This is a genomic window from Sorangium sp. So ce590, from assembly GCF_051521365.1.
Lineage (GTDB): Bacteria > Myxococcota_A > Polyangia > Polyangiales > Polyangiaceae > Sorangium.
Genome location: NZ_CP150346.1, coordinates 3,431,981 through 3,446,213 on the forward strand (window position 1 = coordinate 3,431,981; position 14,233 = coordinate 3,446,213).

Genomic DNA, 14,233 nt, shown 5'->3' on the forward strand with positions numbered 1-14,233 from the left:
ACCGGCGAGACGAACGCATCTATGAGCTGGAGCGGGAGAACGCCGCGCTCCGTGCCCACGATCGCCCTCGTCGATGCCGCGCGCCTTCGCCTCGGCGATCACCCCGGCGAAGTCGCCGTCGCCCACGCGCTCGCGGAGGCTCGCTCCCGCGCGCGCCGGGGCGGCGGCGACGCGCGCTGGAGGAGCGCTCGCGCCGGCCGTACCGGCGCCGGCCGCGTCCTCGCGCGCAGCAGATACGCGCGCGGAAGGCTCGTGCGCCGGAGGCGCGCCCAGGCCCGCGGCGGGCGGCGGCGCCGCGCTGGCCGGCACCCGGAGCCTGCCGGGACGAACCCCCTGGTCGAACTCGGTGCCTGTCACGGTGACCGTGAAGGGCCCCGCCTCCGCGGCTCACGCGGCGCCCGGCAGGTCCGCGACGCGAAAGCGCGCGCTGCCACCCTCGGTGCCGCTTGTCGGTCGCCGGCGATATACCCACCGCCTCCGCCGCTTCCGTGAGCTCCAGGCCCTGGATGTTGCGGAGCACGAAGAGGAGGCGGGCCTTGTCGTCCAGCCGATCGAGCAGCTGATAGAAGCGTTGGAGCGCCTGGCGGACCTCGGGCGCGGTCCCCTCCCGCGCCTCCTCCGGCAGAACGCCGTCGTCCGTGAGGAAGATCCAGCGACGAAGGCGGCGCCGGCGCAGGTCGTACCGCGCGACGCGCGCGGCGATGCCGAGCAGGAACGGCCGGAGCGCAGCGGGGTCGCGGATGTCCTTGATCTGGCGGAAGAAGAGAAGGAACGACTCCTGGACGAGATCCTCGATGTCGCCACCCGGCCCGAGCGCGCGGCGGAGCAGCCCACGCACGACCACGGCGTAGCGATCCCAGACCGCGGCGGGAGCGCCGGCCTCGCCCTTGATCAGGCTGCGCGCCAGCGCGGCGTCGTCGAGCTCGGCGACCCGGACGCTGCGCACGAGCGCGAGCCGGTGACCGGCGAGGGGGAGAGAGGTGGAGGACACGGTGGCGCGGGGGGAGTGGCTGCGGGCCGTGTCCCGTGGCTCAACGAAATGCTCCCGACCGGGCCGGCTCCGGAGCCGCGCACGGCGTGCACCCTCTTGCAGAACCGCGCCGCCGATCGGGAGCTTCGGGTCGTCAGCGGCTACGCCGTCAACGACGGCGCCGACCGGCCGCGGCGCTTCGAAGCGGGCTACCGCGACGGGCGCTACCACCGGCTCGGGCGGGGGGTTCTCGGGTTCGGGGAGCGCGTGGTCGTCGAGGTGGATCGAATCCGGTTCACGAAGCACCCTGGACGGTGTTATTCACAGGGCACCCGCCCCAGATTTTTCATCCTTTCGGGTGCCGCGCGCCCACTTTGCTGACCAGCGTCGCGCACCCAGCCAGGCTTTAACAAGTGCCGAAACCCGTTGGGTCTCTTTCCCCCGATCGAGGCGCGTGGTTGACGCCCGGTCAGTGCTTCAACGTTCTGGGAATCGCCGCGATCCACGCAGGCGCCGTGCTCGCCCTCGTCCGGGGGGGGACCTGGAAGCTCGTCGCGCTCGCCGCGGCGGCCTACCTGATCCGGCTGTTCGCGATGATGGCCGGATATCACCGGTATTTCTCGCATCGCACCTTCAAGACGAGCCGCGCGTTCCAGTTCTTGCTCGCGCTCGTCGCGACGACGGCTGCGCAGAAAGGCCCGCTCTGGTGGGCGTCGACCCACCGGGTGCATCACAAATACTCGGACACCGATCGCGACGTCCACAGCCCCACGCGCCGTTCTTTCTGGCATGCGCACATGGGCTGGTGGATGGGGCGGGAGCACGAGGCGACCGATCTCTCGCTCATCCCCGATTTCGCTCGCTACCCGGAGCTCCGCTGGCTCGACCGGTGGCACGCTCTCTCAATCGTGGCGATGGTCGCTGCGCTCCTGATCTTCGGTGGCCTCGACGTGGGGCTCTGGGGCTATTGCGTGTCGACCTGTCTCTTGCACCACGTCATCTATGCGATCAACTCCGTCGCGCATGTCAGCGGCTCGCGCCGCTATGCGACCACCGACACGAGCCGCAACAACCCGCTCCTCGGCCTGCTCTGCCTCGGGGAGGGCTGGCACAACAACCATCATCACTACCAGAGCAGCGCGCGTCAGGGGTTCTTCTGGTGGGAGATCGACATTACCTATTACGGGCTGAAGGCGCTCGAGAAGATCGGCCTGGTGTGGGATGTGCGCGGCGTCCCCGAGAGCGCGTTGCGGCGCAACCTCGCCGCCGAGATCGGCGAATCCCCCGAGCTGGTCCCCGAGGAGGCGTCCGCGATCGTCGGTGGAGACGCTGTGGCGGTGCAGAAGCTCGACTGATGTGGTGAGCGCCGCGCCCATGAGTCGCCTTGTGCCGTTTTGCGCCATAGGCTCGTGGCTCCTGCCTGGGCGTCCGGGAAATTCGTTGGCATGATTATCGCCCATGCGGCTGCTGCGTTGCCAGGAAGGGCTGACGCGCTGCCTTGAAGGAGGATTCAAATGCTCAGGCGATGGGTGGTGATGATAGAGATGGTGGTGACAGGGTGGGCGGTCGCAGCGTGCGGCGACGGGACCGGCGGCGCGGGCGGGGCCGGCGGCGCGGGCGGGGCCGGCGGCGCGGGCGGGGCCGGCGGCGCGGGCGGAAGCGGCGGTGAGGCGCCATGTGCATCCGAGTGCTGTCCGAGGGAGCCGTTTGCGTGCGCGAGCGTCGATGAGGCGGCATGCCAGGCGAAGCCCGGCTGCGTGCCGGTGCACGGTGTGCCGCTCGGCGACGACGGTGAGCCGAGCGGGTCGGCGGTCTATCTTGGTTGCAGCTCGTGCACAGGCAGCGGCGATTACCAGACATGTGTCGTCGATCCGGCACAGCCGACCGCCTGTTATCAGGTCCAGAAAGCGTTGGTGCCGGACGGGTGGCAGGAGATCTTCGAGTGCAACGCCTGCACACCCGGCGGCGAGTGATGCGCCGGCGACCGCACCCACGGAAGCCATCGAGGCGTATCTCCGGGGTATCCCCCGCGCCCGCTCATTCGACCTCTTCGTCTTCGTCGTCCTCCTCGTCGTCTTCGTCTGTGGTGTCCGGGGCCTCGCGCTCGAGCTGCTCGGTGATGGTCTTCACCTGGACCTCCGCGGCGTGGATCTTCTGGCGGCAAAGCGTCACCAGATCCGCCGCCTCCTTCACGAGCGCGGAGAGCTCATCGATGTCGACCTGACCTTCCTCGATGTCCTGCAAGATCTCCTCGAGGCGCGACGAGGCCTCACCATAGGAGCGCTCTTTCGTGGCGCCCTGCGGGCTTGCCGTGCTCCCGGCGGACGGTTCCTTCCTCTCGCGCTTCGGCTTTGCCATGGTCCTATTTCTCCTCCGACCCGTCCGAGCGAAGCCGCAGCACGCCCTGCTTCAGCTCGGCCGTGAGCGTCGTCCCGCGGGGCGCGCGCGCCGCGTCGGTGAGCACGGTCCCCGCCTCCGTGCGCAGGATCGCGTATCCCCGCTCCACCACGCGCCGCGGGTCGAGGAGGCGCAGGCGCCGCGCGCGCGAGTCGACGCGCTCGGACTCGAGCGCGAGCCTCCGGGAGGAGCGCGGGCCGAGGAGAGAGGCCATCTCGCCGACGTGGTGCGAGGCGGCGTCGAGATCGCGCCTCGCTCCCTGGCGAAGCTGGCGGGCCGCCTCCTGGAGCTGGCCCGCTCGGCGCGCGATGAGCAGCGACGCGGTGCGCGGGACCCGGGCCGCCCCGCGGGTGAGATCCGATGAGGCGGACCGGAGGGCCCGCCGGCCCTGATCGAGGATGTTCAGGAGGGACGATTCGACAGCATCCCTCGCGTCCGAGACCCGCTTGACGAGGGATGCGGCCGCGGCGGTCGGGGTCTTTTCGCGCCAGCCCACGAAGTCGAGCGCGGACATGTCTCTCTCGTGGCCGATCCCGACCACCACGGGGAGCGGGAATGTGGCGACGGCCCGGGCGATCGGCTCGGAGTCGAACCAGGCGAGGTCGGTGCGTGAGCCGCCGCCGCGGCATATCAGCAGCACGTCGAGCTCCGCGGCATGCGCCCGGAAATAGTCGAGCGCGTTCAGGACCGATGGCTCCGTCTGCCGCCCCTGGACTCGCACCCCGTGCGCCACGACGCGGAACGCGAAGCCTGACTCGTTGAACGTGCCGAGCACGTCGTTGTAGGCGTCCGAGCCCAGGCTCGTCACGAGGCCGACGCGGAGGGGCAGGGTGGGGAAGGGGAGGGAGCGGTTCTGCTCGAGGAGCCCTTCCTCGGCGAGCCGGCGGCGGATCTCGTCCCTCCGCCGGGCGGCCTCGCCGAGCGTGTAGCCCACGTCGAGATCCTCGACCATGAACCGGTACGATCCCCACGGGACGTACAGCTCCACGCGCCCGCGCACGCGGATCTGGATCTCGTCCTCGATCTGGAATGGATTGCCCGCGGCGGCGAGCCGCCGCTCGATCTCGGAGCGAGCGCGATCGAAGAGGGTCGCCTTGATCTCGGCGATCGTCTTGCCATGCGCGTCGCGCTCGACGAGCTCGAAGCCGACGGTGCTCTTGTGGGCGGCCCGGTTGTAGCTGCAGACCTCTCCGACGAGCCAGATCGAGGCTGGAAACGCTGCTTCGAGGGCGGCGCGGACCGTTCCGTTGAGCTGCGAGACGGTGAAGTCGGAGGCGGCTGGGGTGGCTGGGGTGGCTGAGCTCGGCCGGGGGGCCATCCTGTCGCGCGGCGCATCGGAGCGGATGGGCTCCGCGGCGTGGACCGGCGCGACGCGCGCTTCGTCGAGGGCGAGGGCGCCGCCGCGTTCCCGGTAGAGGCGCTGCGTCACCTCGCAGAAGGCGAAACCCTCGAGGTGCAGCCTGTCCACCACCGCGACAACGTGCGCCTCCGGGACCCACCAGGTCTTCTGCTCGGGATTCCAGCGGCGGGCGGGGAGCAACTTCACGACCTCCACCAGCCTGCGATCGAAGGCGAAGTGGATCTGGAGGGTCCCGGTCCCGTCGTTGGTGACCCGGCGGCTCATCGCGCGACTCTATCATCGCGGGCGGGGAACGCGGGCGGGGAACGCGGGCGGGGAACGCGGGCCGGCATCGCTCGGCCGTGCGTCGAGGTGAAAAGGTCGCGACGTGGCGCCCAGGTGCCCCGCCGAGGCGGGCGTCGGCGCTGCGAGACGGGCGGTCGGCGCCGCGAGACGGGCGGTCGGCGCCGCGAGACGGGCGTCGGCGCCGCGAGGCGGCCGAGCGTGCGCTGTGCCGCGGTCGGGCGGGAGGCCATCGCAGGTCGCCCGGCCGCTCGCCGACGAGCTCTCTGGGCCGCGGCGGCTCGCCGCCTCTGCAATGCATGCACTGCATGATCACTTCCTCTGTCCGAAGTCGGCGGACCACGGATCGGAATGGGGGATGGCGTGAGACGGCGTGCGCCTCGGCGATCGCCAGGCTCTCGCTGTGCTGCACCGCGGTGCTCTGCTCATGACGTCGAGGTCGCTCCCCGCGGGGCTTGTCCCTGGCGAAAGCTCCACGGTTTCCTATCCGCGGAGCGAGCACGTTGCGGTCGGGATGGCACCGTCCCGACGATCCGATTCCTGCTTCGGGTGCCCCCGCGTCCTTGAACTCCGTTATGCTCGGCGGTGCTTTCCATCCCAGGAGGTCCAAGTTGAGTCGATCAGCACTTGTCAAGCTCGGGTTCGCGGCATTTCTTGCGGCAGCGCCGCTGCTTCCAGCATGTATCAGCGGTCCGGACGGCGCGGAAGAGGCGGAGCTCACCGGTCGCGCGAGCATGTCCCTGGTGACGCAGGCCAATGGACGTGTGTACCGGTTGAGCAACGCGCTCTTCGTCATCGATGGGCCGCTCTTCGGCTACCTCAGCAGCTCGGACAATCCAGGCGAGACGGCGCTCACGGCGGCGTTGCCCGTGGGCGATTACACGAGCTTTCTGGAGACGGGCTGGGTCCTGGAGCGCGACGACGGCGGTACGTTCGTGCCCGTGCAGGCGACGCTCGTCTCCGGCAATCCTGCGCTATTCACCGTTCACGCCGGGGCCACTACCGCGCTGGTTTACCAGTTCCAGACGGACGGCACGATCGTCACCGTCGGGGATGGTCAGCTCGACATCTCCATCGAGGTGACCGAGGTCGGCGGTGTGTGCACGCCGTTCGGCGCGGGCTGCAGCGGCGGCGAATGGTGTGTTCCTGGAGAGGTGGCGGCCGGAGAGCCGATCTGCCTCGCGGAAGGCGATATCCCCGTCGGCGGCGCCTGTGACGACCTTTCCCGGTCGTGCGTGCTCAATGCGCTGTGCGGCGAGGTTGAAGGAACGGGCGCCACCTGCATCGCGCTCTGCCCGATGGGCAGCCTCGGATCGCCGTGCGCCAGCGGCGGGATCTGCACCGACATCGGCTACACCGAGTTCGGGATCTGCTTCTGATCGTGACCCGCCCCGTCAGGGGCCAGAGCCGCGACGTCGCCGCTCATGTGCTGCAGGCCGAATAGCCGCCCTCGCTGAGGTCGCCCGCGCCGTCCGCCGCTCCCCGCCCAGGTCACGACCGCGGTGAAGCCGTCGACGGGCCGCTCCGTGGTGGCGTGGATCCTGGAAGGGCGCCTCGCCGAGGCGCGATGTCGCCTGCGCGACACCGACGAGCTCGTCGAGATCATCGCCGAGCTCGTCGGCTGTGCCGAGTACTGACTCTGTCATGTGACCTCCGCGAATTCGGGAGCATACCACGCCATCGTGAGTCGATGCGACCTCACGCTGAGAAGACCTCGTCCGTGCGCGCTTGCAATAGTGCGTGGGCTTCGTCGCGCAGCGGCTCTCCGTGCGCGCTGATCAGGTGTCGGAAGGGAAGCGCCAGCAGGCGGCGGAAGTCGTCAACACTCGGGTGGCACGCGAGCCGCCAGGTGGATGGGATGTTCGCGGCGCGGATCCGCCCTTGCTCCGCGAACAGCTCACCGCATCGGGGAGAGAAGAACTCATCGATGTGCGTCCAGTTCTGAACGGCGTCGCAGGTGATCAGGATCCCGCCTTCGTGGTGTAGCAGCACCGCTGCTTCGGGGAAACGCGCCGACGAAAAGACGAAGACCTCGCCGGTGCGTACTGGAAACGCTCCACCCGAGGCGAGCTCTCGATCGGGACCTCGACCGTCGAGAGGCGCTGCACCAGGTAAGGTCCACAGCGTGGCGCCGTAGCGATCCCGATAAAATGGATCGTCGCGACCATGGAAGGCGCCGAGCCGGACCACATTTCGCACCTCTCCGAGGCCTTCCAGGTCGCGCAACCCTTCCTCCGTGAGCCGCACCGTGTTCAGCAGTGTCAGCGCGCCGTCCTCACGCACGACGACCATGGTCCGACTGGTTTGGATCCCGACGCCGTCATGCTGCGTCTTGTTCGTACCGATAACGAAGAAGAGCTCGGGAAACGCGATCCGTAACCTGCCATGCGGCCAAGCAGGGCTGTACTCGAACATCTGAAGCTCCTCCACTCTCTTTGGGACGATACATTCCACGATCGCTGCGACCTGGAGAAAAGTCGCCTCGTCTTCGGTCTGCCGTTCCATGACCAACGCCTCCAGCGCCCGCCGCATCGGCTCACGCGACCCGTTCCAGATGAGCTGAAACTAGACCATCGCGCGCTCCTGGTCGAGCCGGCCGAGGGCAACGAGCGCCGCCTGGACCACGGCGAGCCCGTTCGGCCCGTTGCCATGCGCCACCGCCGAGAGCACCGAGAGCTCGGTCTCCGCTTCCGCGTCGGTCGGGTCGGTGATCTCGGGTACGCTGGTCACCGTGCATCGAGCTTGCTGGTTCGTTCTCTTGATCATTTCGACACGGACCGGGCATAGACCGGGCATAAGAGGTGCATACGCATACGCATGCGAACGCCAAGGCATCTGTCGTACATCGGTGCAGCAAGTTTCGCACCTCAGCACCTCTCTTCGCTGGCTGCACCGGCACCATCGCGGACAATGCCGAGGCGGGCGGACCTCTGAATCCATGGAACGCCATGAAAGCTGAGGAACGTCGAACATGAGCAAGAAGCTGAACCGGAGAATCTTCCTTCGTGGCATGGGCGGAGCCGTCCAGGCTGCGCCGTTCCTCAGCTCCGTGTGGGAGCGCACCGCAAGGGGCGACCCCCCTGCACCTGGGAAGTCGCTCATCGTGATGTTCACGCACTATGGGTGCATCACGAACAGCTGGTTTCCCGCGAAGACCCAGGGTGAGCTCACGGCGGATGACCTCACGCCGACGAGCCTCGCGCCCCTCGCTCCCCATGCGAAGAAGCTCCTCATGCCGCGCGGCATCCGCTCGATGAACGAGTGGACCGTCAACAGGTCGCGTGGACAGGGGAACGACCCACATACACAGACCGTGGGGTCGTTCTTCACCTGCCAGCCGATCACTCCGAACAGCAACGACCCGTTCAACTTCGACGGGGCGACGAAGTTCAATGCAAAGCCTGTCGGTCCTTCGCTGGATCACGTCATGGCCCAGCAGCTCAGCCCGCAAGGCGCTCCGTTGCTCTTGAACATGGCGGGTCAGAATCAACACCCTCAGTCGGCGATCTCCTACTCCGCCGCCGAGATCATGCACAGCGGCCTCGACGCGTCGCAGGCCTTCAGCAGCCTCACGGGCCTCTTCCACACGGGGATGCCGATGAACCCGGACACCTACGCGGCGATTCGCGGCAAGAGCGTCCTCGACCTCGTAAAGGATGATCTGCAGACGCTCCAGCGGTTCGACATGAGCAAGGCCGACAAGCAGAAGCTCGAAGCCTGGAAGGAGCTCCTCAGCTCGACAGGAGACGTGATGGTTCCCGCGCTGTGCAACGCGGAGCTCGCCGAGCGGCTCGGTGCGACGGCGGCGAACGCCTCCAGCGTGGAGGCGCATGTCCCGGGCAGTGACGCCCTCACGACCAAGGTCTCCGGCGATCTGGATGGAGCGGATATCTATTCGGCCATCGCAGCGCTCGCGGCCGCCTGCAACGTCAACCCCTTGATCTTCTTGAAATATCCGGCAAATTACGTCTTCGCAGGGCTCGACATCCCTACGGAGTCGCACTCCCTCTCTCACCGCCTCGACAATGCAGGCATGCTGGGCGACTGCCTGCCCGACGCGATCGAGTGGCTCCTGCGGATTGATGCCTACTACGCGCAGAAGTTCGCGAACCTCGTCGGAATACTCGACAGCATCCCCCAGGAGAATGGGACGACGGTCCTCGACGACAGCGCCGTCATCTGGTTCAGCGAAATGTCGGACGGCAACGCGCACAACCTCAACAACGCTCCGATCCTCCAAGCCGGTAGCGCAGGCGGTTACTTCAAGACCGGTCAGATCATCAACGTCGACCCCGCGTGGACCCCGACGAACGGCAACAGTATGGCGCAGTGCGCCGACGGTGCGGGCGAGGCCAACGGTGTCAATCAGGCCACCGGAACCGATCCGAGCGTCGCCAACGCGCCGATCAACAAGTACTTCTGCAACATCATGAACGCCATGGGCGTGAAGGCGGGCGCGGATGGCTTCCCTGCGAAGGGCGGCTCCGCGGAAGTGACAAAGTTCGGCTATTCCGACAGGACGGAAGACTTCATCGGTGGCAAGGGCGCGGTCGCCGGCGCCACGAACCACGATCCGGGCGAGTTCACGGCGCTCAAAGCCTGAGCGCGCGCGGGGCGAGAGCCTGAGCACCCGGACGAGCTCGGGTCCAAAGACTCCTCTGCCTGAGCCTGGCGGCGGCGGTCCGACGTGCCGGTGGGATGCTCGCCCTCGCGCTCGCGCCATCGACTAGCGCGTGCGCTCGATCTCGGGGGTCGAGCGTCGCTTCATGAACGCGACCGGCGAGAGCCCCGCGAGCTCGCGGAACTCCCTGACCAGGTGCGGCTGATCGCAGTAGCCGCTCGCGAGGGCGACCTCCGACCACGACCCGCGGGGGACCTGCACGTTCGAGACGACGCGCTGGAAGCGGGTGATGCGCGCGTACTGCTTCGGCGAGACGCCGACGGTCGCCACGAAGGCGCGCCGCAGGTTCCGCGGGCTGACGTGGAGCGCGCTCGCCGTCTCTTCCACGGTGATCCCTCCGAGCGAGAGCTTCCGTACCGCGGCGCGCGCGACGGCCGCCGATGCCGGCTCGAACACGTCGGGACCGAGCATGCGGCCCTCGAGGGCGCGTTCGATCGCGTCCAGGCGAGCTCGCGTGGGGTCCAGCGTGACGCCGGCTCCGACCGCCACAAGCTGCTCGAGCAGGGCGTCGGCGTGTCGGCCCCAGAGATCGCGCGCCGGGACGAGGCGATCGGCGAGCTCGTCCATCGGCACACCGAAGAAGGGGTACGCGCCGCCGGGTCGAAAGACCACCTGCACCGCGAGCAGGAAGCGCGACATGCGCTTGTACACGGCCCGCGTCTGAGGCCCGAGGACGACGAGATCGGCGCGGTCGGCGTCGAGGAGGCGAAAGACCAGCGATGTCGTGCCATCGGGCAGCAGGTCGAGGCTCGTGACCGGCGGCGTTCTGGCGCGAACGTCGACGACGAGATTGCGGAGCACACGCGACGCCGGCGCGCCGACCGCCGGGGGCGAGGCGCGCCGCGCGATGGCCTGTTCGATCGAGCCCAGCACGATGCCATCGTGCGCTCGCCTTGGGCCGCCATCAACCCTCCCGGCCCCGTCCTGGCCGTTTCCTCCAAGATTGCACGCCGGCGCGGGCGCACGGTGGGGTCCAGCAAGGGCTCCTCAGCCGGAGCCCGCAGGAGAACCACGATGACCCTCGACAACTACGTCACCCTCGGCCGCTCCGGGCTGCGCGTCAGCCCCCTGTGCCTCGGCGCCATGACCTTCGGCGAAGACCTCGGCTTCGGATCCAGCGTCAAGGAGTCCGAGGCGATCCTCGATCGCTTCATCGAGCGCGGCGGCAACTTCATCGACACCGCCAACTTCTACACAAAGGGCCACTCCGAGAAGATCATCGGCGACCACCTCGGCCGCCACCCGAGCAAGCGCGACCGGGCGGTGATCGCCACGAAGTTCGCCGCCAACCTCTACCTCGGCGACCCGAACGGCGGCGGCGCCGGGAGGAAGGCCATCTTCGCGCAGTGCGAGCAGTCGCTGCGCCGCTTGCAGACTGACTACATCGACCTCTACTGGATGCACGTCTGGGACAAGAACACGCCCATCGAGGAGACGGTGCAAGCCCTCCACGATCTTGTGGCGGCCGGCAAGGTCCGCTACGTCGGCGTCTCCGACACGCCGGCGTGGAAGGTGGCGCAGGCGCACGGTCTGGCGGGCTTCCGCGGGTGGGCGCAGTTCATCGCGCTGCAGATCGAGCACTCGCTCCTCGAGCGCACGGTGGAGGGGGAGCTCATCCCCATGGCGCGCGAGCTGGGCCTCGGCGTCACGCCCTGGTCGCCCCTCAAGAGCGGCGTGCTCTCCGGCAAGTACACGCGGGAGAACGCCGGCAAGCACACGTCCGATCGCGGCCCGTTCGTGCTCTCCGCGCTCACCGACAAGGCGTACGAGATCGTCGACAAGCTCGTCGAGATCGCCAGGGATCTCGACACGACGCCGGCGCGCGTGGCGCTTGCCTGGGTGGTGGCCCGGCCGGGCGTCACCTCCACGATCATCGGCGCGCGCACGCTGGCGCAGCTCGACGACAACCTCAACTCCCTGGAGGTCAAGCTAACGCCCGATCAGGTGGCCGCGCTCGACGCGCTCTCGGCGCCGGTGCTCGACTTCCCCGCCGGCTTCCTGCGCATGGCCGGCGCGTTCATGAACGGCGGCACGACGATCAACGGCGAGAGCGCGCCGGCGCTGCCGATGGTGCCGCAGAACGAGAGCGAGCGGTACTGAGCACGTACCCACGCCGCGGCGCTACGTGCGCCGCGTACTCCCGTTGCCTCGCGCCGACGCCTTTTTGGGCCTGACGGCGCCACCGACGAACGCCGCCAGGTGCTCGCCGGTCAGCGTCGACCTCGCCGCCACAAGGTCGGCCGGGGTGCCTTCGAATACGATCCGTCCGCCGTCGTGGCCCGCGCCCGGCCCGAGGTCGATGATCCAGTCGGCGTGCGCCATCACCGCCTGGTGGTGCTCGATCACGATGACCGACTTGCCGGAGTCGACAAGTCGGTCCAGCAGGCCGAGCAGCTGCTTGAGATCGGCGAGGTGCAGCCCGGTGGTCGGCTCGTCGAGCACGTAGACGCCGCCGTCGGCGCCCATGTGCGTCGCGAGCTTGAGCCGTTGCCGCTCGCCACCCGACAGCGTGGGGAGCGGCTGGCCGAGCCGCAGGTAGCCGAGCCCCACGTCGGCCATGCGCTGCAGGATCGCGTGCGCGGCCGGCGTACGCGCCTCGCCGGCGCCGAAGAAGGCGACCGCGTCTTCGACGGGCAGGTCGAGCACCTCGGCGATGTGGAGCCCGCCGAGCCGGTACTCCAGCACCGACGCCTGGAATCGCCGGCCCTCGCACTCCTCGCAGACCGTGCTGACACCGGCCATCATGCCCAGGTCGGTGTAGATCACCCCGGCGCCGTTGCAGGTCGGACAGGCGCCCTCCGAGTTCGCGCTGAACAGGGCGGGCTTCACGCCGTTGGCCTTCGCGAACGCCTTGCGGATCGGCTCCAGCAGATCGGTGTACGTCGCCGGGTTGCTGCGCCGCGAGCCATGGATCGCGCTCTGGTCGATCGACACGACCCCGTCTCGACCGGACACGGAGCCGTGGATGAGGGAGCTCTTGCCCGACCCGGCCACGCCGGTCACCACCACCAGCACGCCGAGCGGGATGTCGACGTCGACGTTCTTCAGGTTGTGCCTGCGGGCGCCGCGCACCTTCAGCACACCCGACGGCTTCCGCACCGACGGCTTCAGGGAGGCCCCGTCGCTCAGGTGACGCCCGGTGAGCGTGCCGCTCGCCCGCAGCCCGTCGACGGTGCCCTCGAAGACCACCTTGCCGCCCGCGGTGCCGGCGCCGGGGCCGAGGTCGACGACGTGGTCGGCGATCACGATCGTCTCCGGCTTGTGCTCGACCACGAGGACGGTGTTGCCCTTGTCGCGCAGCCGAAGCAAAAGGTCGTTCATCCGCTGGATGTCATGCGGGTGCAGCCCGATCGTCGGCTCGTCGAAGACATAGGTCACGTCGGTGAGCGACGACCCGAGGTGGCGGATCATCTTTGTGCGCTGCGCCTCACCGCCCGAGAGCGTGCCGGACGGCCGGTCGAGGCTGAGGTAGCCGAGCCCGATCTCCACGAACGATTCGAGCGTGTGGCGCAGCGCCCCGAGGAGCGGCGCGACGGACGGCTGGTCCAGACCGCGCACCCACTCGGCGAGGTCGCTGATCTGCATCGCGCAGACATCGGCGATGTTCTTGCCCTTGATCTTGGAGGACCGGGCGGCCTCGCCAAGCCGGGTGCCGCCGCACTCGGGACAGGTGGTGAACGTGACCGCCCGCTCCACGAAGGCGCGGATGTGCGGCTGGAGCGAGTCGACGTCCTTGGACAGGAACGACTTCTGGATCCTCGGGATCAGACCCTCGTACGTCAGGTTGATGTTGTCGACCTTGATCTTCGTCGGCTCCTTGTGGAGCAGGTCGTGCAGCTCCTTCTTTGTGAACTTGCGGATCGGCTTGTCCGGGTCGAAGAAGCCGCAGCCGTTGAAGATGCGGCCGTACCAGCCGTCGATGCTGAAGCCGGGGATCGTGAGGGCACCCCCGTTGAGCGACTTGCTGTCGTCGTACAGCTGAGACAGGTCGATGTCGTTGACCGAGCCCCGGCCCTCGCAGCGAGGACACATGCCGCCGGCGCGGGTGAATGTCTGTTTCACGGTCTTGCTGCCGGCGCCGCGCTCGACCGTGATCTCGCCGCTCGCCCGGACCGAGGGGACGTTGAAGGAGTACGCGTTGGGCGAGCCGATGTGCGGCTTGCCGAGGCGGCTGAAGAGGATGCGCAGCATGGCGTTGGCGTCTGTGGCGGTGCCGACCGTGGAGCGGGGGTCGGCGCCCATCCGCTCCTGGTCGACGATGATCGCCGTCGTCAGCCCGTCCAGTACGTCGACCTCGGGCCGGGCCAGCGTCGGCATGAACCCCTGCACGAACGCGCTGTAAGTCTCGTTGATCAGCCGCTGGGACTCCGCCGCGATGGTGCCGAACACAAGCGACGATTTGCCGGATCCCGAGACGCCGGTGAACACGGTCAGCCGCCGCTTGGGGATCTCGACGCTGACGTCCTTCAGGTTGTTCTCCCGGGCGCCCTGGATGCGGATCAGGTCGTGGCTGTCTGCGGAGTGCTGGTTCTGGGAGGTCATG

Annotated in this window: 13 protein-coding genes; 6 read left to right on the plus strand and 7 right to left on the minus strand. The window is 68.6% G+C overall.

Annotated features, from left to right (window positions below; all coding sequences use genetic code 11):
• Positions 1–19: 19 nt before the first annotated feature.
• Positions 20–1,276 (minus strand): RNA polymerase sigma factor, encoded by a 1,257-nt coding sequence (locus WMF28_RS13065; protein WP_437602521.1) that lies wholly within the window; start codon positions 1,274–1,276, stop codon positions 20–22.
• Between the two features lie 152 nt (positions 1,277–1,428).
• Here WMF28_RS13065 and WMF28_RS13070 point away from each other — a divergent pair, with 152 nt between their 5' ends.
• Positions 1,429–2,325: an acyl-CoA desaturase gene (locus tag WMF28_RS13070; RefSeq protein ID WP_437602522.1), complete on the plus strand. Its 897-nt coding sequence runs from the start codon at positions 1,429–1,431 to the stop codon at positions 2,323–2,325.
• Positions 2,326–2,484: 159 nt separating this feature from the next.
• Positions 2,485–2,943 (plus strand): hypothetical protein, encoded by a 459-nt coding sequence (locus WMF28_RS13075; protein ID WP_437602523.1) that lies wholly within the window; start codon positions 2,485–2,487, stop codon positions 2,941–2,943.
• Positions 2,944–3,007: 64 nt separating this feature from the next.
• Here WMF28_RS13075 and xseB read toward each other — a convergent pair whose 3' ends face one another.
• Positions 3,008–3,328, minus strand: a complete 321-nt coding sequence (xseB, locus tag WMF28_RS13080; protein WP_437602524.1) for an exodeoxyribonuclease VII small subunit — start codon at positions 3,326–3,328, stop codon at positions 3,008–3,010.
• A gap of 4 nt (positions 3,329–3,332) precedes the next feature.
• On the minus strand, positions 3,333–4,991 hold the full coding sequence (xseA, locus tag WMF28_RS13085; protein WP_437602525.1) for an exodeoxyribonuclease VII large subunit: 1,659 nt from the start codon (positions 4,989–4,991) through the stop codon (positions 3,333–3,335).
• Positions 4,992–5,620: 629 nt separating this feature from the next.
• Between xseA and WMF28_RS13090 the strand changes: the two genes are divergently transcribed.
• Positions 5,621–6,388, plus strand: coding sequence for a hypothetical protein (locus tag WMF28_RS13090; protein ID WP_437602526.1), 768 nt, complete (start codon positions 5,621–5,623; stop codon positions 6,386–6,388).
• A 123-nt stretch (positions 6,389–6,511) separates the two neighbouring features.
• Complete coding sequence (locus tag WMF28_RS13095) at positions 6,512–6,646, plus strand: hypothetical protein (RefSeq protein ID WP_437602527.1); 135 nt, start codon at positions 6,512–6,514, stop codon at positions 6,644–6,646.
• 61 nt (positions 6,647–6,707) lie between these two features.
• Here the strand turns inward: WMF28_RS13095 and WMF28_RS13100 are convergent, their stop codons facing one another.
• Positions 6,708–7,514 (minus strand): hypothetical protein, encoded by an 807-nt coding sequence (locus WMF28_RS13100; protein WP_437602528.1) that lies wholly within the window; start codon positions 7,512–7,514, stop codon positions 6,708–6,710.
• A gap of 60 nt (positions 7,515–7,574) precedes the next feature.
• Complete coding sequence (locus WMF28_RS13105) at positions 7,575–7,775, minus strand: hypothetical protein (RefSeq protein ID WP_437602529.1); 201 nt, start codon at positions 7,773–7,775, stop codon at positions 7,575–7,577.
• A 340-nt stretch (positions 7,776–8,115) separates the two neighbouring features.
• Here WMF28_RS13105 and WMF28_RS13110 point away from each other — a divergent pair, with 340 nt between their 5' ends.
• Positions 8,116–9,612, plus strand: a complete 1,497-nt coding sequence (locus WMF28_RS13110) for a DUF1552 domain-containing protein (RefSeq protein ID WP_437604254.1) — start codon at positions 8,116–8,118, stop codon at positions 9,610–9,612.
• A 123-nt stretch (positions 9,613–9,735) separates the two neighbouring features.
• Here WMF28_RS13110 and WMF28_RS13115 read toward each other — a convergent pair whose 3' ends face one another.
• Positions 9,736–10,563, minus strand: a complete 828-nt coding sequence (locus WMF28_RS13115) for a helix-turn-helix domain-containing protein (protein ID WP_437602530.1) — start codon at positions 10,561–10,563, stop codon at positions 9,736–9,738.
• Between the two features lie 141 nt (positions 10,564–10,704).
• On the opposite strand from WMF28_RS13115, the gene WMF28_RS13120 reads away from it, so the two are divergent.
• Positions 10,705–11,790 carry an aldo/keto reductase gene (locus WMF28_RS13120; protein WP_437602531.1) on the plus strand — a complete coding sequence of 362 codons (1,086 nt, stop codon included), beginning with the start codon at positions 10,705–10,707 and terminating at the stop codon, positions 11,788–11,790.
• 21 nt (positions 11,791–11,811) lie between these two features.
• On the opposite strand, the gene WMF28_RS13125 is transcribed toward WMF28_RS13120, so the two are convergent.
• The gene (locus WMF28_RS13125; protein WP_437602532.1) at positions 11,812–14,232 is read right to left on the minus strand and encodes an ATP-binding cassette domain-containing protein; all 2,421 of its coding nucleotides are present in this window, start codon (positions 14,230–14,232) and stop codon (positions 11,812–11,814) included.
• Position 14,233: the final 1 nt, after the last annotated feature.

Excerpts from the sequence above, each read along its gene's own strand:
- WMF28_RS13075 (WP_437602523.1), top strand. The coding sequence starts at position 2,485 with ATGCTCAGGCGATGGGTGGTGATGATAGAGATGGTGGTGACAGGGTGG.
- xseB (WP_437602524.1), bottom strand. The coding sequence starts at position 3,328 with ATGGCAAAGCCGAAGCGCGAGAGGAAGGAACCGTCCGCCGGGAGCACG.
- xseA (WP_437602525.1), bottom strand. The coding sequence starts at position 4,991 with ATGAGCCGCCGGGTCACCAACGACGGGACCGGGACCCTCCAGATCCAC.
- WMF28_RS13100 (WP_437602528.1), bottom strand. The coding sequence starts at position 7,514 with ATGGAACGGCAGACCGAAGACGAGGCGACTTTTCTCCAGGTCGCAGCG.
- WMF28_RS13105 (WP_437602529.1), bottom strand. The coding sequence starts at position 7,775 with ATGATCAAGAGAACGAACCAGCAAGCTCGATGCACGGTGACCAGCGTA.
- WMF28_RS13110 (WP_437604254.1), top strand. The coding sequence starts at position 8,116 with ATGTTCACGCACTATGGGTGCATCACGAACAGCTGGTTTCCCGCGAAG.
- WMF28_RS13120 (WP_437602531.1), top strand. The coding sequence starts at position 10,705 with ATGACCCTCGACAACTACGTCACCCTCGGCCGCTCCGGGCTGCGCGTC.
- WMF28_RS13125 (WP_437602532.1), bottom strand. The coding sequence starts at position 14,232 with ATGACCTCCCAGAACCAGCACTCCGCAGACAGCCACGACCTGATCCGC.